The following is a 20,616-nucleotide window of genomic DNA, read 5'->3' on the forward strand; positions in this document are numbered from 1 at the left end:
TTCCTGTGGACTGGAGCTTGCGTGCCTGCGGACGGCACGGGCACGTCACGTACGCCCCGGACGAGGAGGCGCTGCGGAGCCGCCTGCGCGCCGAGACCGCGCTGGGCGAGGCGTGGCGCTGCCTGCGCTGCGGCGACTTCACCCTGGGCCCTCCGCGCGGGGCCGGACCGGCCGGCGACGCGCCCGTGGTGCTGCGGGGCCGGGCGCTGCGGGACGCCGCCGTGCTGCGGCTGATCGCTGTCTTCCGCTGGGCCAAGGCCGTTCTCGTGATCGCGGGAGCGTACGGCGTGTGGCGGTTCCGGGCCCACCACGACGCCGTACGGCGGGCGTTCGACCAGGACCTCCCGCTGGTCGAGCCGCTGGCCCACAAGCTCGGGTGGAACCTCGACCAGTCGGGCGTGGTGCACACGCTGCGGACCGCGCTGGGCGCGCGGACGACGACCCTCACCTGGATCTTTCTCGCCCTGCTCGCCCTCGCGGCCCTGCTGCTGACCGAAGGGATCGGCCTGTGGCTGCTGAGGCGATGGGGCGAGTACTTCTCGGTGATCGTCACCTCGGCGTTCATCCCGGTGGAGATCTACGAGATCGCCGAGAAGGTGAGCCCGTTCCGGATCGTGATCCTCCTGATCAACATCGCGGCCGTGCTCTACATCGCGCTCAGCAAGCGCCTGTTCGGACTGCGCGGCGGGCGGGCGGCGTACGACACGGAGCGGCACGAGGCGAGCCTGCTGGAGGTCGAGCAGGCGGGCCTGGCCCTGGCCGGGCGGGACCACAGGCCCACCCGTCCGACCGGCCACCCCTGACCCGTCGCCCGGCGAACCAGCCCAATGTGACGAGCCCCGTGCGACGACCCCAATGTGACGAGCGCAGTGCGATGAGCCCGGTGTGACCAGCCCGGGCGTGACGAGCCCGGTGGACCAGCCCGGCATGACCAGCCCGGTGCGACGAGCCTGGCGAACCCCGGCTCGGGCCGTGGTCAGTGGCCGGCGTCCTCCCAGGTGGTCCCGACGCCCACGCTGACCTCCAGCGGCACGCTCAGGTCATAGGCCCGGCACATCTGCGTGCGCACGACCTCGGTCAGCTCCTCCAGCTCGCCCGGCGCGACCTCGAACACCAGCTCGTCGTGGACCTGGAGCAGCATGCGGGAGCCCATGCCCTCGATCGCCTTCTGCACGTTCAGCATGGCGACCTTGATGATGTCGGCGGCCGAGCCCTGGATGGGCGCGTTGAGCGCCATCCGCTCGGCCATCTCCCGGCGCTGCCGGTTGTCGCTGGTCAGGTCGGGCAGGTAGCGGCGGCGGCCGAGGATGGTCTCGGTGTAGCCGTCCTTGCGGGCCAGGGCGACGATCGACTCCAGGTAGTCGCGGACGCCGCCGAACTCCTCGAAGTACTCCTCCTTGAGCGCCCTGGCCTCCGCGACGGGGATGTTGAGCTGCCCCGACAGGCCGAAGTCGGACAGGCCGTAGGCCAGGCCGTAGTTCATGGCCTTGATCCGGGCGCGCAGGTCGGCGTCCACCTGCTCGGGGGGCAGGTCGAAGACGCGGGACGCGGTGGCCTGGTGGAAGTCGTGGCCCGACTCGAAGGCCGCGATCAGCGACTCGTCCCGGGACAGGTGGGCCATGATCCGCAGCTCGATCTGGCTGTAGTCGGCCGTCAGCAGCGTGTCGTAGCCCTCCCCCACCACGAAGCCCTTGCGGATGCGCCGGCCCTCGACGGTGCGGATCGGGATGTTCTGCAGATTGGGCTTCTCGCTCGACAGCCGCCCGGTGGCCGCCACGATCTGGTTGAACGTGGTGTGGATCCGCCCGTCGTCGGCGATCTCCTTGATCAGGCCCTCGACCGTGGTGCGCAGCTTGGTCTGGTCGCGGTGGCGCAGCAGGATCACCGGCAGCTCGTTGTCGGTCTGCTGGGCCAGCCAGGCGAGCGCGTCGGCGTCGGTCGTGTAGCCCGTCTTGATCTTCTTGGTCTTGGGAAGGCCGAGCTTGCCGAACAGGATCTCCTGCAACTGCTTGGGCGAGCCGAGGTTGAACTGCTCCCCCACCGCCTGGTGGGCGGCCTCGACCGCCTGCTTGACGGCCGCGCCGAACTCGGCCTCCAGCGCCGCGAAGTACTGCCGGTCGGCGGCGATGCCGGCCCGCTCCATCTCGGCCAGCACCCGCACCAGCGGGAGCTCGACCTCGGTCACCAGCCGGGTGCCGCCGCGCTTGGACAGGTGGGACTCCAGCGCGTCGGCCAGGTCACGCACGGCCTGGGCCCGCAGCGCCAGATCCCGGGCCGCGCCCTCGTCGGCGTCCTCGAACAGGGAGGTCTGCCCGCCGGGCGCGGACTCCGCCCGCAGTTCGCGGTGGAGGTAGCGCAGGACCAGGTCGTCGAGCGGGAACGACCGCTGCCCCGGCATCGCGAGATACGCGGCGAGTGCCGTGTCGCAGGTGAGACCGCGCAGGTCGTGCCCGTGGGCCCACAGCGCGAGCAGCGGCCCCTTGGCGTCGTGCACGGCTTTCGGCCTGTCGTCGTCGGCCAGCCAGGCGTGCAGCGCCGCCTCGTCCTCCTCGGTGAGGCGCGTGGGGTCGAGATAGGCGGCGCCGCCCGGCGAGGCGATCGCCAGGCCCTCGAACCGCCCGGTGCCGCTGCCGTACGCGCCCTGGAAGGCCAGCCCGGCGCGGTCCTCGGGGAGGGCGGCCAGCCAGCCGGCCACCTGACCCGGCTCGAGCACGGTCACCTCGAGCTCGAAGCCCTCGCCCGCCTCCGGTTCCGTGGTGCCGAGGGTCTTGAACAGGCGCTCGCGCAGTTCGCCGCGGATCTGCAGCGCGTCGAGGAGCTTGTTGACCTCCTCGCGGTCCCACAGGCCCATGGTCAGCGCGGACACCTCGGCGTCGACCGGGGCGTCGCGCTTCAGCTCGGTCAGCATCCGGTTGTGGATCACCTGGCCGAGGTGCTCGCGGAGCTTGTCGCCGACCTTGCCCTTCACCTCGTCGGCCCGCCGGACCAGCTCGTCCAGCGAGCCGTACTCGGAGATCCACTTGGTGGCGGTCTTCTCCCCCACGCTCGGGATGCTCGGCAGGTTGTCACTCGGGTCGCCGCGCAGGGCCGCGAAGTCCGGATATTGCCCAGGGGTGAGGCCGTACTTCTCCATGACGGCCTCGGGGGTGAAGCGGGTCATGTCGCTGATGCCCCGCCTGGTCATCAGCACCGTGACCCTGTCGTCCACGAGCTGGAGCGCGTCGCGGTCGCCGGTCACGATGAGCACGTTCATGCCTTCGCCCGAGGCCCGCGTCGCCAGCGTCGCGATCAGGTCGTCCGCCTCGAAGCCGGCCACGGACATGCGGGGGATCCGCAGCGCGTCGAGCAGCTCGAAGATGAGCTGCACCTGGCCGCGGAAGTCCTCGGGGGTCTCCGTCCTGTTGGCCTTGTAGCCGTCGTACGCCTCGTGCCTGAAGGTCGGCTCGCTCCGGTCGAAGCACACCGCGACGTGGCTCGGCTGCTCGTCGCGCAGGATGTTGGCCAGCATCGAGGTGAAGCCGTACACCGCCTCGGTGTGCTGACCGTCGGTGGTCATGAGGTTCGCGTCCTTCAACGCGTAGAACGCGCGATAAGCAAGAGAATGCCCGTCCAGGAGCAGCAGACATGGACGGGTGGGGGTCGCTTCACTCTTCGGCACATCCGCAGCCTAGTCTCCCTGTACGACAGAAAACCCGTGCTCTTCCCACAGGAGGCGTCCCCTTGACCTTGACGAATCCCGAGGAGTTCGTGGCGTCGATGAACGCGCCCGGGGACCACCTGCACCAGCGGATGGGCATCGAGATCCTGGAGGCCAGCGCCGAGCGGGTCGTCGGCCGCATGCCCGTCAAGGGCAACACGCAGCCGCACGGGCTTCTGCACGGCGGCGCGTCCTGCGTGCTGGCCGAGACCCTCGGCTCGACCGGCGCCGCCCTGCACGCCGGCGCGGGCAGGATCGCCGTCGGCATCGAGATCAACGCCACCCACCACCGCTCCGCCACCTCGGGGCATGTCACCGCCGTCGCCACTCGCGTGCACGGCGGGCGCACGCTCGCGACGTACGCCATCGAGATCACCGACGACGAGGGCCGGGCGGTCTGCACGGCCCGTCTGACCTGCATGCTCAGGGACGCTCGCTGAGGCCCCCCGGCTCGGGGGCCGAGCGCGCCCGCGAGCCGGCCGGGAAAGCACTACGAAAACCCCTTACGACGCATTGAGCCTCATAACGGAACGGCTTGCGACTCTCTTTGCACCGGAGTCGCTCCGGTCGCTACCGTTGTGGCTCCAGAGCCCGTGGGAAGACCGAGTAGACAACGTGCGGAGCCGGGGAAGCTGTGTACGGTCCCAAAGGTCCTCCCACGGGCTCATGCTCTTCCACAGCACCGACCCGGCGGTTGACTCCTTACATGCCCTGACCTGCGAACCCTTTCTCACGTCAGTGACACACCATGGTCACCAATTGGTGACGAACGACCCCGAAACGGGCGTCTCAGGCTTATGCTCCGGCCACAACATCGCAGCAACCTTGCCGATGTTGCGCGTCCGCAGTGGGGGCACGACCCCGCCATGACCTGAAACAGAGGGAGCACCATTGCGCAGAGCCGTGATCGCGTTCACGGCCTTCCTGGGTGGACTCGTCTTTCTGCTCTCCTCCCCCGCCTGGGCGGACGGGGAGGCTTTGAAGGGCACACTCCAAAACCAAGGCCAGCCGGTGAACGGCGTGAAGATCAGCGTGGCGGGCGAAGACGGCAAACCCGTCGGGGACGCCACCACGGGTGCGGACGGCAAGTGGGAGGTGCCGGTCCCCAAGGCGGGCAGATACAAGGTCACGCTTGACCAGTCGACGCTCCCCAAGGACATCGGGCTGAAGTTCCAGAACCGGGCCACTCTGGACGTGCAGGTCTACGAGGGCAGCGAACGCAACGTCCTGTTCGCCCTCGCGCCCGCCGGCAAGCAGGGCGGGGGCGCCGCGCAGGCCTCGGACTCCTCCTCCTTCTGGGACCGGGTCGCCCAGCTCACCTTCGAGGGCTTCAACCTCGGGCTCATCATCGCCCTCGCGGCCATGGGCCTGTCGCTGGTGTTCGGCACCACCGGGCTCACCAACTTCGCCCACGGCGAGCTGCTCACATTCGGCGCCATGTGCGCCTACTTCTTCAACGTGGTCGTGGGAATCCCGCTCATCTGGGCCGCGGTGATCTCGGTCGTGATCGGCGGGGTCTTCGGGTACACCCAGGACCGGTTCTTCTGGGGAGTGCTGCGCAAACGGGGCAGCAGCCTGGTCGCCATGATGATCATCTCGATCGGCCTGGCCCTGTTCCTCCGCTACGTCTTCCTGTTCTTCTTCGGCGGCGAGGGCGCTCCGTACGCGGACTACAACGCCCAGCCCGGCATCCAGGTGGGCCCGATCTCCGCCGCGCCGAAGAACTTCATCGCGATGGGCATCGAGCTCGCCGTGCTCGTGATCGTCGGGCTCGCGCTCCTCAAGACCCGCCTCGGCAAGGCCGCCAGGGCCGTCGCCGACAACCCCGCGCTGGCGGCCTCCTCCGGCATCAACGTCGACGGTGTCATCCGGATCATCTGGACCGTCGGCGGCGCCGTCGCGTCGCTCGCGGGCGTCATGCTCGGCCTGTCGCAGAACGTCAGCTTCCAGATGGGCTTCCAGATCCTGCTGCTCGTCTTCGCGGGGGTCACCCTCGGCGGGCTCGGCACCGCCTTCGGCGCCCTCGTCGGCTCCATCGTCGTCGGCCTGTTCATCCAGCTGTCCACCGTCGTGGTGCCGACCGAGCTGAAGACCGTCGGCGCGCTGCTGGTGCTCATCCTCGTCATGCTCTTCCGGCCGCAGGGCATTCTCGGCCGGCGCGAGCGCATCGGCTGATCGGAGACCACACGTGGACTGGAACACCATTTTCGTCACCACGGTCAAGGCCTCGATCGGCCTGGAGACCGTCGTCTACGCGCTCGCCGCGATCGGCGTCAACATCCAGTTCGGCTACGCCGGGCTGCTCAACTTCGGCCAGGCGGCCTTCCTCGGCGTCGCCGCGTACGGCATGGCCGTCACCGTCGCCACCTTCCACCTGCCGTTCTGGCTCGGCATCCTGATCGGCCTTGCGGCCACCGTCGTGCTGGCCTTCCTGCTCGGCATCCCCACCCTGCGGCTGCGCGCCGACTACCTCGCCATCGTCACCATCGCGGCGGCCGAGATCGTCCGGCTCGTGTTCAGGTCGGTCAAGTTCAGCAGCGTCTTCGGCGGCTCGGACGGCAGGCAGAACTTCTCCGGCGACTTCTTCGCGATGAACCCTTACTCCCCCGGCACGTACGGCATCGGCCCGATCAGCTTCAACGAGCGGGTGACGTGGGTGCTGACCGTCGGCTGGGTGCTCATCGCGATCGCCTGCGGGCTGGTCTACCTGCTCATGAAGAGCCCGTGGGGCCGCGTGCTCAAGGCCATCCGCGAGGACGAGGACGCCGTGCGCAGCCTCGGCAAGAACGTCTTCTCCTACAAGATGCAGGCGCTCGTGCTCGGCGGCGTGGTCGGTTGCCTCGGCGGCTTCCTGTTCGCGCTCGGTCAGGCGTCGGTGCAGCCCGACCTGTTCAGCACGGAGTTCACCTTCTACGCGTACACGATCGTGATCCTCGGCGGCGCGGCCCGCGTCTTCAGCCCCGTCGTCGGCGCCGCGCTCTTCTGGGTGCTGCTGGTCTTCGTGGGGAACACGCTCAGCGAGGCCGTGAGCGCAGGAATGCTCCCCTCGTTGTTCACCGTGAACAACATCGGCGCGGTCCGCTTCATGCTGGTCGGTCTCGGCCTGATGCTCCTGCTCATCTTCCGGCCTCAGGGCATCTTCGGTGACAAGAGGGAGATCGCGCTCGATGCACGCTGACAGCACCACGACGAAGAAGGCGGCGGCGCTGGCCGCCTTCGCGGGCCTCGATCGCGAGCCGGGGGTCGCCAAGCCCGACCCCATCCTCGTCGTCGACAAGGTCGTCCGCCGGTTCGGCGGCCTCACCGCCGTCGACGTCGATCACGTGGAGGTCCAGCGCGGGTCGATCACCGCGCTCATCGGCCCGAACGGCGCCGGCAAGACCACGTTCTTCAACCAGCTCACCGGCTTCGACAGCGCCGACGAGGGGTCGTGGACCTTCAACGGCAAGCAGCTCAAGGGCGTGCCCGCCCATCGGGTGGCCCGTTCGGGCATGGTCCGCACGTTCCAGCTCACCAAGGCCCTGTCGAAGCTCACGGTGATGGAGAACATGCGGCTCGGCGCGCAGAACCAGCTCGGCGAGAACTTCTTCCGCGCGCTGATCCCCGGCAGCTGGCGCCGTCAGGAGGACGAGATCACCGAACGCGCCGAGGAGCTCCTCGAGCGCTTCAAGCTCGACGCCAAGCGCGACGACTTCGCCGGCTCGCTGTCGGGCGGCCAGCGCAAGCTGCTGGAGATGGCGCGGGCCCTGATGGTCGGCCCCGAGCTGGTCATGCTGGACGAGCCCATGGCGGGCGTGAACCCGGCCCTGACCCAGTCGCTCCTCGGTCACGTGAAGGACCTGCGCGAGGAGGGCATGACCGTGCTCTTCGTGGAGCACGACATGGACATGGTCCGCGACATCAGCGACTGGGTGATCGTGATGGCCCAGGGCGCCGTGATCGCGGAGGGGCCGCCGGACACCATCATGTCGGACCCGCGCGTGATCGACGCCTACCTGGGCGCCCACCACGACGCGCCGATGTCCGCCGAGGAGTTCGAGGAGCAGCTGCAGGAGGCCGAGGCCGAGCTGGAGTCCGAGATCGAGGAGAAGGCATGACCGCCCCCACGCCGGAAAACCACGCAGAGCCAGACCGCGCGCCCACGCCGGACGACGTCGCCGCGACGGACGGCACCGGCGTGGCCGAGCCGGTCGCGGCGGCGGACGAGGACGGCGCCGCGGCCGTCTCGCGGGCGGCCGTCGTCGACCGCTCCGACCACCTCGCCGGAGCCGAGAACGCGCTGCTGCGGGCCGACGAGCTGTACGCCGGCTACATCCCCGGCGTCAACATCCTCAACGGCGCCGACCTGTACGTGAAGAAGGGCGAGCTGATCGGCATCATCGGCCCGAACGGCGCCGGCAAGTCGACCCTGCTGAAGACCCTGTTCGGGCTCGTGCCGGTGCGCACCGGCTCGGTCACCCTGAACGGCGAAAACATCACCAACCTCAAGGCCCACTCGCTGGTGGCCCGCGGGGTCGGCTACGTCCCGCAGACGAACAACGTCTTCCCCAGCCTCACCATCGAGGAGAACCTGGAGATGGGCGCCTTCCAGGTGCCCGGCAAGTTCAAGGAGCGGTTCGAGTTCGTCTGCGAGATCTTCCCCGCCCTCCGGGAGCGCCGCAAGCAGCGCGCCGGCTCGCTGTCCGGCGGTGAGCGGCAGATGGTCGCCATGGGCCGGGCGCTCATGACCGAGCCGTCGGTCCTGCTGCTCGACGAGCCGTCCGCGGGCCTGTCGCCCAAGCTGCAGGACCTGGTCTTCATCCAGGCCCAGCAGATCAACAAGGCCGGCGTGACCGTGATCATGGTGGAGCAGAACGCGCGGCGCTGCCTGCAGATCTGCCACCGGGGCTACGTGCTCGACCAGGGCCGCAACGCCTACATGGCCAGCGGTCGCGATCTGATCAACGACCCGAAGGTCATCCAGCTCTACCTGGGCACGCTCGCCCGGGCCTGAGCCGCTCTCGCGAGGGCCCCGGTGGATCCCGCCGGGGCCCTCGTCGTATGTCTGTGACCGTATTTCCACCTGATCGGCAACCAGCGGGGCGACAATGAGCCCTATGACCCGAACCCCCCTCCGCATGGCCCTGGTCGTCTCGGCACTCGCGGTGGGCCTGTCCGCCTGCCAATCACCGTCCCCGGAGCCCGAAGCCTCGTCGTCCACCGCGTCGTCCACCGTGTCGTCCACTGTGTCGTCCCTGGGGACCGCGTCCGGGAAGACCAGTGGCGCGGTCTACGTCACCGGTGCGAAGGCCGGAGACGACCCCTGCGCCCGCGTGGTGTCCGCCATCGGCTACCTGGGGCTGTCGCTGCTGCCCGCCGGGCAGGAGGAGGCCCAGCACTGGGACGGGGACGTACGCGGCCGTTTCGGCTATCTGCGCGGCACGCTGGCGATGTACGGCCCCCACCTGCCGGCCCCGGCCTCGGCCGCCGTCGCGACCGTCGACGGCCTCGCCGAGACCCTGTCCCGGGCCGACACGGCCGGTTCCCGGCGCGCGGACCTGCTGCGCCGGTATCGCAAGGCGTCCGCCGCCGTCCTCACCGCCTGCGGCCGTTCCTGACCAGCGCGGCGAGACGCCTGGGACGCCCCCCGCGACGGCGGAAGGTCCCGGGACCCCGGAACGCGGAAAGGGCCCGCTCCATGGGAGCGGGCCCTTCGTGCTCGCGATCAGCCGGCGATCTTGCCGGTGTTGAAGGCGATGTTCTTGTTGGTGTTGTCGGCGCCGTACTGGTAGATGCCGATCGTCGCCTCGGCCGGGTCACCGGCCTCGTTGAACTCGATCGGGCCGGACGCGCCGTCGTAGTCGATGTCCTTGCCCGCAGTCAGCAGGTCGTTGCAGGACTTGAAGTCCTTGCACTTCTCCCCGCCCGAGGAGACCTCCGCCAGATGGGCCGCGATGTCCTTGGGCGCGTCGCTCTTGGCGGCGACCGCCGCGAGCGCGGTCAGGATGGTCGCGTCGTACGACTCGGGGCCGTAGTTGTAGTCCTTCAGGTTCGGGTCGACCGTCTTCAGCTTCTCCTTGAAGTCGTCGGAGACCTGGGCGCCCGGCTGGGTGCCCTTGGCGCCGTCGAGCGTGCCCTTGGGGAAGCCGTCCTTGCCCGTGCCGTAGTTGGACAGGTTGCCGTCGACGAAGTAGTACTTCACCTTCTTGGCGGTCAGGCCCTGCTTGACGAGCTCAGGAATGATCTTCTTGGTCTCGTCGAAGCCGATCAGCGCGACGGCCTTCGGGTTGGCCTCCTTGATCTTGGCGACGTCCGCCGAGTAGTCGGCCGCCTTCGGGTCGTAGACGACCTTCTCCACGACCTGGCCGCCGCCGCCCTCGACCGCCTTCTGCACGTTGTCCGCGAGGCCGGTGCCGTACGCGTCCTGGAGGGCCAGGATGCCGACCGTGTCGTTGCCGTCGGCGAGGATCAGGTCACCGAGGACACGGCCCTGCAGCACGTCCGGCGGAGCCGTACGGAAGTACAGGCCCTTGTCGTTGTACGTGGTGAACTGGTCAGAGGTGTTCGCCGGCGAGATCTGGACAACACCGGCACCGGTGATCTTGTCGATGACCGACAGCGACACCGAGGACGAGGCGGCACCGATGACCACGTCGGCCTTCTGCTGCAGCAACTTGTCGACAGACTGGGACGCAATGTTGGTCGAGGTGTCACCCGAGTCCGTGTCGACCTCGGTCACCGGCTTGCCGAGGACACCACCGGCGTCGTTGATCTCCTTGATCGCCAGGCCGACACCCGCGAACTCCGGCGGGCCGAGGAAGGCGAGCGAGCCGGTCTGCGGCAGCAACGTGCCGACGGTGAGAACGCCATCGCCCTGGGCGGTGGCGGCAGCGGGCGCGGAGGACTGGGCCGCCGGCGCCGAGGAGGCCGGCGCTGCGCTGTCCTCACCACCGCCACAGGCCGTCAGCGCGAGGCTGGCGGCTGCGGCGACGGCCAGCGCCCGCCCGAGGGGGGCAATGCGGATCATGAAGCATCTCCTTCATCCAGGCCGGGGAATCGTCAGCGCTGCCGACTGGTCCCGATCGAATGGCTGAAAGGTACATAGGCCAGGCATGGCCCGACCAGGGATGCATCAGAACTGTCCGCACTTGGATGCGGAGTCGTAATAACTCCTCAACTTAGCGGGACGGCCCCTGACCAGGAGTCTTCTCCTCCGCGATCAGCGGGGCGACGTTCAGGCGGGCGGCTGGGTCTCGCCGCCGTTCTCGTTCACCACGATCTGGGCCACCTGGCGCATGCTCATGCGCCGGTCCATGGACGCCTTCTGGATCCACCGGAAGGCCTGCGGCTCCGTCCACCCGTGCTGGGCCATGAGCAGGCCCTTCGCGCGCTCCACGAGCTTCCTGGTCTCCAGCCGTTCCGACAGCGTGGAGACCTCCTTCTCCAGCGCGGCGATCTCCTCGTGCCGGCTGACCGCCATCTCGATGGCCGGCACCAGGTCGCCCTTGGTGAACGGCTTGACCAGGTAGGCCATCGCGCCCGCGTCCCTGGCCCGCTCGACCAGGTCGCGCTGGGAGAACGCGGTGAGGATGAGGCACGGCGCGATACGTTCGGAGACGATGCGCTCGGCCGCGGAGATCCCGTCGAGCACGGGCATCTTGACGTCCAGTATCACCAGATCGGGCCGGAGCTCCATGGCGAGCTTGACCGCCGTCTCGCCGTCGCCGGCCTCGCCGACCACGGCGTAACCGTCCTCTTCGAGCATCTCCTTCAGGTCGAGGCGAATCAGCGCCTCATCTTCCGCGATCACCACTCGCCGCTGCGTACTCACGCACAAGAGGTTACCGACGTCCGCTACATTAGGACCACGGCAGGGGATGTCCCAAGCGATCTCCAAGCAAGATCGACTGCTGCGCGGCATCCATTGCCAAAACCGGACAAATCCGGAAATAGCCCCGATAGACCAATCGGCAGAGTCGATGGCCTCAAAATCCATTCAGTGTGGGTTCGAATCCCACTCGGGGCACTTGCACGAATTGTTGTCGCCCGTAAACGAGCGGCGACCGGGGCGATGAGGTCTGCACGCCACCCTAGATGATCGATTCCAAGGGTTGGTGGTCGTAGCGGTCTCGGACTTGCCGGACGGGTGGCGCGCCCCCATAGGCTAAGCCCCCGTCCGCACTGTCTGGGGGAGTCATGACCAGTAGGTTCACCGAGTTGGTTGTCGACTGCCACGATCCGGAGCGGCTCGCGGCCTTCTGGTGCGCGGTCCTGGACTTCAAGGTGATCGACCGGAGCGAGGGCAAGGTCGAGATCGGCTCCTGGGAGCCGACCGTCGAGGAGGTCCGGGCCCGCCAGATGCCGCCCACCCTGATGTTCATCCGGGTGCCCGAGGGCAAGACCGTGAAGAACCGGCTCCACCTCGACGTCAGCCCGATCGACGGCAGTACCGACGACGAGGTGGCCAGGCTGCTCGGCCTCGGCGCCGCCAAGGTGGACGTGGGGCAGGGCTCCGGCCGGAGCTGGGTGGTCATGGCCGACCCCGAGGGCAACGAGTTCGATGTCCTGCGCACCCTGGCACCGTCCACGTACATGATCGGCCCGGAGGGTCAGTGGTCGTAGGCGGTCAGTGAGCGCAGGACGGGCTGTCGGTTTCAGAGCCGGACCCCTCCACTCCGCTCGCGAATCAGCCGCCGGGGAGGAGGCGGACGGCGTCGAGGGCGAGGGAGAGCTCGACGACGTCCAGGGGACGGGCCAGCGACCGGCCGGTGAGCTGCTCGATGCGGCGCACGCGGTTGAAGACGGTGTTGCGGTGGCAGTAGAGCTCTGCCGCCGCCCGGGCCGCGGACCCCTCACAGCGCAGCCACGCCTCCAGCGTCGCGAGCAGCACGCCGCCGTCGGGTGAGGCGATGATCGGGCCGAGGACGCCGCCCGCGAGGTGCCCGGCCAGCTCCGGCTGGCAGACCACCAGGGCCGCGGGCAGCCGCCGGTCGAGCCGCGCGATCTCCGGCGCGGTCCCCGAGCAGGTGCGCATGGCCACCTCCGCCAGGCGGCGGGCCGTGCCGAGGTCGGCGAGACTCTCCACCACCGGGCTCACGCCGGCGCTCGCGCAGACGACCGGGGTGATCGCGGCGACGAGATCGTCCAGCTCCCTGTCGCCGAGGTACACCACCGCCATCTCCAGGTCCGGGCGCATGCGCCACAGGAAGCGCATCCCGCCGATCTCGTCGGGGCGGTGGACGCGGTCGGGCTGCGCGGGCAGCCGCGTTGTGACGACCGCATAGCGACCGTGCTCCGGCAGGCCGAGGGCGTCGGCGGCCACCCCGGCCACGGCGGGGTCGGCGCGACCCTCCAGGAGGGCGTCGAGCATGGCGTTGACGCGCTGGTTGGTCCGGCCGAGCAGCTCGTTCTCCCGGCGGCGGTAGGCGTCGGCCGCCGCCACGGCCTGGCGGTCGATGGCGTGCCACACGTGGGTGGCGCTGCGCAGCAGGGCGGGCAGCCGCTCCTGGCCCTGGTCGCCGATGATGTCGATGACGCCGTTCCAGGTGACCTGCGCGGCCAGGCGGTAGCTGCGCATGAGCGAGTCCAGCGGGAGCCCGAACTCGGCCCGCCTGCGCCCCACCGTCTGGGCGTACGCCACGTCGCGCCGCTCGTGCCGGAGCTGCAGGATCGCGGTGATGCCGACGCGCAGCCCCTCGTGGGTGCTCTTCCAGTGGTCCTCGTAGGGGACCGTCATGCGGTAGGCCTCGTCGCTTTCCCTGCCGCGCCTCACCAGCTCGTCGGCGAGCTCGGGGAGCCGTTCCAGCAGGCCTGCGGCGGAGGTCCGCAGCAGTTCCCGGACCTCGGAGTCCGTCCTGGACCTCATGCCCCGAATGTGCCAGCCGGCAGCGTCCGGAACAAGGTTCGGTTTTCGTTTCGTGATGCGGGATTGTGCTGGAGCACAGGGCACGACCGGCGGGCATGGGCTGGGGTCCCGACTTGACTCCCGGCGCTGGACGGCCCTCGACCACGGTGGGTTGGGTGTGCCTTCATCGAAGTCACAGGAGGCGCGGATGTCTGGTGAGGCGGGCCCGGGGACCAGCGGCCCGGAGATCGACGGCCCGGAGACCGCGGCCCCGAGGACTGCGGACCCGAAGAGTGGGGGCCTCGAGATCAGCGGCCTGGAGGTGCGGTACGGCCCCGTGCGCGCCCTGCGGGGCGTCCACCTGGCCGTGCCCCGGGGCGCGGTGGCCGCGGTGCTCGGCGCGAACGGCGCGGGCAAGACGACGCTGCTGCGCGCCGTGTCGGGGACGCTGCGGTTCCACCGGGGCGCCATCACGTCGGGGACGGTCGCCTTCGGCGGACTCCGCATTGACGGAGTGGCGGCCGCGGCCGTCGTACGGCGCGGCGTGGTCCAGGTGCCGGAGGGACGGCGGGTGTTCGCCCGGATGACGGTGGCGGAGAACCTCCGCGCCGGAGCGCTGGGCATGCCGGGCGGGCGCGCCGCGGCGGCCCGTGAGCGGGTGCTCGAACTCTTCCCCGTGCTGGCAGAGCGGGCCCACCAGCGGGCGGGCCTGCTGTCGGGCGGCGAGCAGCAGATGCTGGCGATCGGCCGGGCGCTCATGGCCGGACCCTCGCTGCTGTTGCTGGACGAGCCCACGCTCGGGCTCGCGCCGCTGATGGCGGCCCGGATCGCCGACACCGTGCGGCAGATCAACGCCCAGGGGACGTCGGTGCTGCTGGTGGAGCAGAACGCGGCCATGGCGCTCGCGCTGGCCGAGCGGGCGTACGTGCTGGAGGTGGGCGAGGTGGCGCTGTCGGGACCGGCGGCGGACCTCGCGGCCAGCGACGAGGTGCGCCGCCGCTACCTCGGCGTCGGCATGCCCGAGACAGACCGACCGGTCGGTACCGACCTCGGCCCCGGCCATGAGGGGCGCCAGAGGCTCGAGAGGCACGAAAGGACCAGGCTGGCGAGATGGACGGCATGACCCACCGCCGCGGCGTACCGCGCACGCACCCGACGAGGCGCCGCCGCATATCCGTGAGAAACCAACCGGTCGGTACGGCCGGCGGCGACGGCCCGGCGGAACTCGTGGTCAGCGAGGTGACGGTACGCTTCGCCGGCCTCACCGCGCTCGACGCGGTGAGCTTCACCGTGGCCCCCGGCAGCGTGCACGCGCTGATCGGCCCGAACGGCGCGGGCAAGTCCACCTGCTTCAACGTGCTGTCGGGCGTCTACCGCGCCACCTCGGGCAGCGTGCGCTTCGGCGGCGCCGAGCTGACCTCGCTGCGCCCGCACCAGGTGGCCGCGCTGGGCGTGGCGCGGACGTTCCAGAACATCGCCCTGTCGCCGCACCTGACGGTCCGCGACAACCTCATGCTCGGCCGGCACCGCCTGACCCGCGCCGGCTTCGTCTCGGCCGGCCTGCGGCTGCCCTCGGCCAGGCGCGAGGCCGCACGGCACGGCGCGCGCGTCGCGGAGATCGCGGAGTTCGCCGGCGTCGGCGACGCGTTGTCCATCCCGGTGGGGCTGCTGCCGTACGGCGTGCAGAAGCGGGTGGAGCTGGCCCGGGCGCTGTGCATGGAGCCACGGCTGCTCCTGCTCGACGAGCCGGTGGCGGGGATGAACGGCGGCGAGCGGCGGGAGATGGCCGACCTCATCGAGTCGGTGCGCGAGAGCCTCGGCATCTCGATCCTGCTGGTCGAGCACGACATGGGCATGGTCATGCGGATCGCCGACGCGGTGACCGTGCTCGACTTCGGCAGGCGGATCGCGGACGGGACGCCCGAGGAGGTCCAGCGCGACCCCGAGGTGATCCGCGCCTATCTCGGCGACTTCGGCGGCCCCTCCGGTGAGCGAGGGGAGGCGTGATGGCGGTCTTCCTGGAGCTGCTCGTCAACGGGATCTCGGTCGGAGCCGTGTACGCGCTGATCGCGCTCGGCTTCGTGGTGATCTTCAAGGCGACCGAGGTGGTCAACTTCACGCACGCGTCGCTGCTGCTGGCCGGCGGCTACGTGATCGCCAGGCTGCACCCGCTGATCGGGTTCTGGGCGGCGCTGGCGGCCGGGATCGCGGCGGCGGCGCTGGTCGGCGCGCTGGTGGAGTTCCTGATCCTGCGCCGGGCGCACGTCGGCTCGCGCGGCGTGCTGGCCATCGTCACGATCGGCGTGGACATCCTGCTCACGACCGAGCTCACCCGCCGGATCGGCACCGAGGTGCTCGCCCTCGGCGACCCCTGGGGCGACCGGGTGCTGCGTCTTGGCCCGGTGACGGTCGCGGAGACCCGCGTCGTGGCTCTCGCGGTCGCCGCCGCGCTGATCGTGGCGTTCCTGCTCGCCTTCAAGTTCACCGGCTGGGGCGTGGCCATGCGCGCCACGGCCGAGGACGCGGAGACCGCCGCGCTGATGGGCGTGCGGCTCGGCCGGGTCTCGCTCAGCGCGTGGGCCGTCGCCGGGGCGCTGGCCGCGGTCGCGGCGATGTTCCTGTGCGTCTTCCCGACGCCGGGCCTGGACAGGGGCACGGCCGCGGCGGCGATGAAGGCGTTCCCCGCCGCCATCCTCGGGGGGCTCGACTCGACCACGGGCGCGCTGGCCGGCGGGCTGATCGTGGGCGTCACCGAGACGCTGATGAGCGGCTACCAAAGCGAGCTCGCCTTCCTGGGCCGCGGCATCGGCGACGCGGCGCCGTTCCTCGTGATGATCGTGATCCTGCTGCTGCGGCCCGCCGGGCTGTTCGGCACGAAGGAGCCGGCCCGTGTCTGAGCCCACGCCCGCGGCCGCGACGCCCGCACGCGACACGCCCCGCTCCCTCCGGGCCGCGACGTGGTCCTGGGCGCGGTCCCTCCGGGCCGCGCTGTGTATCGCGGTGCTCGCGGGAGCCGTCGCGGTGCCCTTCTACCTGGAGGGGTTCTGGCTGCAGGCGGGGCTGTTCGCGATGTCGGCGGCGATCGGCGCGATCGGGATCAACCTGCTGACCGGGGCGACCGGGCAACTGTCCCTGGGACATGCCTTCTTCCTCGCGGTCGGGGCGTACTCCTACGTCTTCCTGTCGTCCGACCTGGGGCTGCCGACGCCGCTCGCGGCCGTGGCGGCGGTGATCGTCGCGGGGGTGTCCGGCGGCCTGTTCAGCCCGATCGCGGGCCGCCTCAAGGGCGCCTACCTGGGCATCGCCACGCTCGCCCTGATCTTCGTCGGCCAGCACATCCTGTTCAACGCGGAGCCGGTGACCGGCGGCTTCAACGGCCGGCCGGTGCCGCCGATGGAGCTGTTCGGGTTCGTCTTCGCCGACACCCCGGAGCTGGTGGTGCTGAACGTGCCGTTCGGCTCGCTCGAACGGCTGTGGTTCCTCGGGATCGCGCTGCTCGCGGGCGCGGCGGTGTTCGCCAGGGGCGTGCTGCGCGGCCGTCCCGGCCTGGCGATGAACACGATCAGGGACCACGAGATCGCCGCGGGGGTCATGGGCGTCCCGGTCGCCCGATACCGCGCGGGCGTGTTCGTCCTGTCGTCCATGTACGGCGGGCTCGCCGGGGTGCTGGTCGCCCTGGTCTTCCAGCAGGTCGTGCCGGACTACTTCGGCATGCTGCTGTCGCTCGACTACCTCGCGATGATCGTGATCGGCGGCCTGGGATCGGTCGCCGGCGCGGTCGTCGGGGCCGCGTTCGTCTCCCTGCTCCCCCAGCTGCTCACGCGCTACAGCGACGCCCTGCCGCTGGTGGCCGAGCCGGGTTCCGGCGGGGTCTCCCCCGCCGAGACCGCGCGGATCCTCTACGGCGCCGCCGTCGTCGCGGTGGTGCTGTTCCTGCCCGGCGGTCTGGCCGGGCTCGCCACGCGGCTTGGCCGCGTTCGACTCAAGGAGCTCAGATGGGCAAAATCGGCACCCGCGCCGGCGTCGCGGCGTTAGCCCTGCTGGCCGTCGCGACCTCGGCGGCGGGGTGCGCCAGCGGCAAGGCCACCGGCGAGGGCGGAGGCGCCGGGGCGGCGGCCGGCGGCGACGGGGTCAAGACCGGCCCCGGCGTCACGGCCACCACGCTCACCGTGAGCGCGCTCACCGACCTGACCGGCCCCTACGCGTCGTTCGGCAAGAGCCAGACGCAGGCGCAGCAACTGTACTTCGACCAGGTCAACGCCGGCGGCGGGGTCTGCGGCCGCAAATACGAGCTGGTCGTGCGCGACCACGGCTACGACACGCAGAAGGCGGTGGCCGCCTACACCGAGGTCGCGCCCAAGTCGGCGGCGATCGCGCAGTTCATCGGTTCCCCGATGATCACCGCGCTGAAGCAGCGCATCGACGGCGACAAGCTGCTCACGATCCCGATGGCGTGGGCGACCACGCTGCTTGGCAGCCGGGCCATCCAGGTGACCGGCACGACGTACGACGTGGACATGATCAACGCCGTCGAGTTCCTCACGAAGGAGAAGGGGATCAAGTCCGGCGACAGGATCGGGCACCTGTACTTCGAGGGCGACTACGGCGAGAGCTCGCTCAACGGCTCGAAGTACGCCGCGGGCAAGCTCGGCCTGCGGATCGTCGAGCAGAAGATCAAGGCGACCGACCAGGACATGAGCGCCCAGGTGGCGGCGTTCAAGGCGGCCGGAGTGAAGGCCGTGCTCGTCTCGGTGGGGCCCCGGCAGACGGCCTCGCTGGTCGGCGTTTCCCTCGCCAAGGGCATGGACGTGCCGTTCGTCGGCAGCAACTCGGCCTACGCTCCGCAGCTTCTCGCGACCCCGGCCGGGCCGGCCCTGCTGAAGGACTTCTACTACGTGTCGGCGGGGACCCCGGTCAGCGCGAAGAATCCGGCGATGCAGCGGCTGGTGGCCGACTACCAGGCGAAGTATCCCGGCGAGACGCTCGACAGCGGCGTGCCCACCGGCTGGAGCGCGGCGATGATCGTGGACGAGGCGATGAGGAAGGCGTGCGAGGCCAGGGACCTCACCCGTGAGGGCGTCCTGAACGCGCACCGCTCGCAGTCGAACTTCGGTGGCGACCTCGGCACTCCGATGAACTTCACGTTCTTCGACAAGCCCGCCTCCCGGTCGTCGTACGTGCTCAAGCCCGACAAGGCGGCGCTCGGCGGCGCGGTGGTCTTCAGGGAGGCGGAGGTCTCGGGGCTGGCGAAGGACTACCCGGTGCCGGTGGGCTGACGCGGACAGGCCCGTGCCCACGCCCATGAGGTTACTCGCAGGTGTCGCGATTGACGAGATTTGCCCGGAAGGAGCGGTGTCCAGAGTGGTGCATCGCAAGGCGGAGGAGGAGCCGATGACAGCGTCATAGGCGACGACGACAACGCAGCGAGGTGCCGGTCTGGGCGACGCGACGGGGCAAAGATCGGAAAGAGGGACACTAGTATCCCGATACCGAACAATCGTCTGGAGAATCGATGCGACGCACCATCTACGGCGAGGACCACGAGGCCTTCCGCGACTCCGTGCGGCAGTTCGTGATCCGCTCGGTCGCCCCGAGGGCCGAGGAGTTCATCGAGCGCCGGCTGATCGACCGCGAGGTGTGGCGGGAGGCCGGCCTGCAGGGATTCCTCGGCCTGGAGGTCCCCGAGGAGTACGACGGCGCGGCTGCGGGCGACTACCGCTTCAACGCCGTGCTCACCGAGGAACTGGCCGGGGTGGGCATGGCTCTGGCGTCCAGTTTCGGCATCCACTTCGACGTGGTCGCGCCCTACCTGGTGGAGCTGACGACGGACGAGCAGAAGAAGCGCTGGCTGCCGCCGTTCTGCTCGGGAGAGATGATCACCGCGATCGGCATGACCGAGCCGAGCGGCGGGTCGGACCTGGCGGCGCTGCGCACGACCGCCGTCAGGGACGGCTCCGACTGGATCATCGACGGCTCCAAGACGTTCATCACCAACGGCTACCAGGCCGGCCTCGTCGTGGTGGCGGCCCGGACGAGCCCGGAGAAGCGGGCCAAGGGCATCACGCTGTTCGCGGTCGAGGAGGGCATGCCCGGCTTCCACCGGGGGCGCAAGCTGGACAAGGTCGGCCAGCCGGAGGCCGACACGGCCGAGCTGTTCTTCGAGGGCGTGCGGGTGCCCGCCGGCAACGTGATCGGCGAGGTGGACCGGGGGTTCGTCGCCATGATGGAGCGCCTCCCCCAGGAGCGGCTCGGCAGCGCCGTCACCAACATCTCCCACGCCGCCGCCGTGCTCGCCGAGACCCTGTCGTACGTGAAGGAGCGCAGGGCGTTCGGCCAGGCGATCGGCAGCTTCCAGTACAACAAGTTCACCCTGGCCGACCTGGTGACGAAGGTGGAGGTGACCCGGGCGTACGTCGACCAGTGCGTGGCCGCCCACACCGACGGGGAGCTGACGGCGGTCGACGCGGCCAAGGCCAAGATGTGGACCGCCGAGGTGCAGAACCAGGTGATCGACGCCTGCGTGCAGCTCTACGGCGGCTACGGTTACATGAAGGAGTACCGCGTGGCACGGGCCTGGACGGACGCCCGGGTGACCCGGATCTGGGCGGGTTCCAACGAGATCATGCGCGAGATCATCGGCCGGGACCTCGGCTTGTGAACGGGCCTGCGAACGACCGGGCGACGTATCCCCACTGGCGGGACGTGCCCACCCGGTGGAAGGACAACGACGTCTACGGGCACGTCAACAACGTCGTGCACTACTCGCTGATGGACACTGTGATCAACACCTGGCTGATCGAGGAGGCCGGGCTGGACATCCACGAGGGCCCGGCGATCGGGCTGTGCGTGGAGTCGCGCTGCTCCTACCGGGCCTCGGTGTCCTTCCCGCAGGTGATCAGCGTGGGCCTGCGGATCGGGCACCTCGGCCGCTCCAGCGTCCGCTACCAGCTCGCACTGTTCGCCGGCGACACACTGGTCGCCGAGGGCGACTTCACGCACGTCTTCGTCGACCGGCACACCCGCCGCCCCGTGGAGATCGGCCCGCCCCTGCGCCCCGCCATGGAACGCCTCCTCTCCCGTCCCCCCGTTTAGTGGT

Annotated in this window: 19 protein-coding genes and 1 tRNA gene; 16 read left to right on the forward strand and 4 right to left on the reverse strand. The window is 70.1% G+C overall.

Annotated elements, in window-relative coordinates; translation table 11 throughout:
- Positions 1-5: 5 nt before the first annotated feature.
- The gene (locus tag HHX35_RS00690) at positions 6-803 is read left to right on the forward strand and encodes a DUF2127 domain-containing protein (protein ID WP_220504873.1); all 798 of its coding nucleotides are present in this window, start codon (positions 6-8) and stop codon (positions 801-803) included.
- A 173-nt stretch (positions 804-976) separates the two neighbouring features.
- On the opposite strand, the gene polA is transcribed toward HHX35_RS00690, so the two are convergent.
- Positions 977-3,658 (reverse strand): DNA polymerase I, encoded by a 2,682-nt coding sequence (gene polA / locus HHX35_RS00695; RefSeq protein WP_182897114.1) that lies wholly within the window; start codon positions 3,656-3,658, stop codon positions 977-979.
- Between the two features lie 98 nt (positions 3,659-3,756).
- On the opposite strand from polA, the gene HHX35_RS00700 reads away from it, so the two are divergent.
- From HHX35_RS00700 to HHX35_RS00725, 6 genes are all read left to right on the forward strand, one after another.
- Complete coding sequence (locus tag HHX35_RS00700) at positions 3,757-4,137, forward strand: PaaI family thioesterase (RefSeq protein WP_182897727.1); 381 nt, start codon at positions 3,757-3,759, stop codon at positions 4,135-4,137.
- 451 nt (positions 4,138-4,588) lie between these two features.
- Positions 4,589-5,872, forward strand: a complete 1,284-nt coding sequence (locus tag HHX35_RS00705) for a branched-chain amino acid ABC transporter permease (protein ID WP_259404673.1) — start codon at positions 4,589-4,591, stop codon at positions 5,870-5,872.
- A 13-nt stretch (positions 5,873-5,885) separates the two neighbouring features.
- Positions 5,886-6,875 (forward strand): branched-chain amino acid ABC transporter permease, encoded by a 990-nt coding sequence (locus HHX35_RS00710; RefSeq protein ID WP_139574328.1) that lies wholly within the window; start codon positions 5,886-5,888, stop codon positions 6,873-6,875.
- A complete protein-coding gene (locus tag HHX35_RS00715) occupies positions 6,865-7,794 on the forward strand; it encodes an ABC transporter ATP-binding protein (RefSeq protein WP_182897115.1) in 930 nt (309 codons plus the stop codon). The genes HHX35_RS00710 and HHX35_RS00715 overlap by 11 nt, the downstream gene beginning before the upstream one ends.
- A complete protein-coding gene (locus HHX35_RS00720) occupies positions 7,791-8,690 on the forward strand; it encodes an ABC transporter ATP-binding protein (RefSeq protein ID WP_182897116.1) in 900 nt (299 codons plus the stop codon). The genes HHX35_RS00715 and HHX35_RS00720 overlap by 4 nt, the downstream gene beginning before the upstream one ends.
- Positions 8,691-8,793: 103 nt before the next feature.
- Positions 8,794-9,294 (forward strand): hypothetical protein, encoded by a 501-nt coding sequence (locus tag HHX35_RS00725; protein ID WP_182897117.1) that lies wholly within the window; start codon positions 8,794-8,796, stop codon positions 9,292-9,294.
- Between the two features lie 107 nt (positions 9,295-9,401).
- On the opposite strand, the gene HHX35_RS00730 is transcribed toward HHX35_RS00725, so the two are convergent.
- Positions 9,402-10,703 carry an ABC transporter substrate-binding protein gene (locus HHX35_RS00730; RefSeq protein ID WP_182897118.1) on the reverse strand — a complete coding sequence of 434 codons (1,302 nt, stop codon included), beginning with the start codon at positions 10,701-10,703 and terminating at the stop codon, positions 9,402-9,404.
- Positions 10,704-10,910: 207 nt separating this feature from the next.
- Positions 10,911-11,489 (reverse strand): ANTAR domain-containing response regulator, encoded by a 579-nt coding sequence (locus HHX35_RS00735; RefSeq protein ID WP_182897729.1) that lies wholly within the window; start codon positions 11,487-11,489, stop codon positions 10,911-10,913.
- Between the two features lie 139 nt (positions 11,490-11,628).
- Here HHX35_RS00735 and HHX35_RS00740 point away from each other — a divergent pair.
- Both HHX35_RS00740 and HHX35_RS00745 read left to right on the forward strand, forming a co-directional pair.
- Positions 11,629-11,702, forward strand: a tRNA-Leu gene (locus tag HHX35_RS00740).
- Between the two features lie 170 nt (positions 11,703-11,872).
- Positions 11,873-12,298: a VOC family protein gene (locus tag HHX35_RS00745; RefSeq protein WP_182897119.1), complete on the forward strand. Its 426-nt coding sequence runs from the start codon at positions 11,873-11,875 to the stop codon at positions 12,296-12,298.
- A gap of 64 nt (positions 12,299-12,362) precedes the next feature.
- On the opposite strand, the gene HHX35_RS00750 is transcribed toward HHX35_RS00745, so the two are convergent.
- The gene (locus HHX35_RS00750; RefSeq protein ID WP_182897120.1) at positions 12,363-13,541 is read right to left on the reverse strand and encodes a CdaR family transcriptional regulator; all 1,179 of its coding nucleotides are present in this window, start codon (positions 13,539-13,541) and stop codon (positions 12,363-12,365) included.
- Positions 13,542-13,728: 187 nt separating this feature from the next.
- Here HHX35_RS00750 and HHX35_RS00755 point away from each other — a divergent pair, with 187 nt between their 5' ends.
- From HHX35_RS00755 to HHX35_RS00785, 7 genes are all read left to right on the forward strand, one after another.
- Positions 13,729-14,643: an ABC transporter ATP-binding protein gene (locus HHX35_RS00755; RefSeq protein ID WP_182897121.1), complete on the forward strand. Its 915-nt coding sequence runs from the start codon at positions 13,729-13,731 to the stop codon at positions 14,641-14,643.
- 47 nt (positions 14,644-14,690) lie between these two features.
- A complete protein-coding gene (locus HHX35_RS00760; protein WP_396779664.1) occupies positions 14,691-15,527 on the forward strand; it encodes an ABC transporter ATP-binding protein in 837 nt (278 codons plus the stop codon).
- Entirely contained in the window at positions 15,527-16,417 is an 891-nt protein-coding gene (locus HHX35_RS00765) for a branched-chain amino acid ABC transporter permease (RefSeq protein WP_182897122.1), read from the forward strand. The genes HHX35_RS00760 and HHX35_RS00765 overlap by 1 nt, the downstream gene beginning before the upstream one ends.
- A 91-nt stretch (positions 16,418-16,508) precedes the next feature.
- Positions 16,509-17,555 (forward strand): branched-chain amino acid ABC transporter permease, encoded by a 1,047-nt coding sequence (locus HHX35_RS00770; RefSeq protein ID WP_220504945.1) that lies wholly within the window; start codon positions 16,509-16,511, stop codon positions 17,553-17,555.
- On the forward strand, positions 17,516-18,796 hold the full coding sequence (locus tag HHX35_RS00775; RefSeq protein ID WP_182897124.1) for an ABC transporter substrate-binding protein: 1,281 nt from the start codon (positions 17,516-17,518) through the stop codon (positions 18,794-18,796). The genes HHX35_RS00770 and HHX35_RS00775 overlap by 40 nt, the downstream gene beginning before the upstream one ends.
- A 236-nt stretch (positions 18,797-19,032) precedes the next feature.
- Complete coding sequence (locus HHX35_RS00780) at positions 19,033-20,178, forward strand: acyl-CoA dehydrogenase family protein (RefSeq protein ID WP_182897125.1); 1,146 nt, start codon at positions 19,033-19,035, stop codon at positions 20,176-20,178.
- Positions 20,175-20,612 carry a thioesterase family protein gene (locus tag HHX35_RS00785; RefSeq protein WP_182897126.1) on the forward strand — a complete coding sequence of 146 codons (438 nt, stop codon included), beginning with the start codon at positions 20,175-20,177 and terminating at the stop codon, positions 20,610-20,612. Before HHX35_RS00780 ends, HHX35_RS00785 begins: the two co-directional genes overlap by 4 nt.
- Positions 20,613-20,616 lie beyond the last annotated feature (4 nt).

Source organism: Microbispora sp. H10830, assembly GCF_014161375.1.
In the GTDB taxonomy this organism is placed as follows: Bacteria; Actinomycetota; Actinomycetes; order Streptosporangiales; family Streptosporangiaceae; genus Microbispora; species Microbispora catharanthi.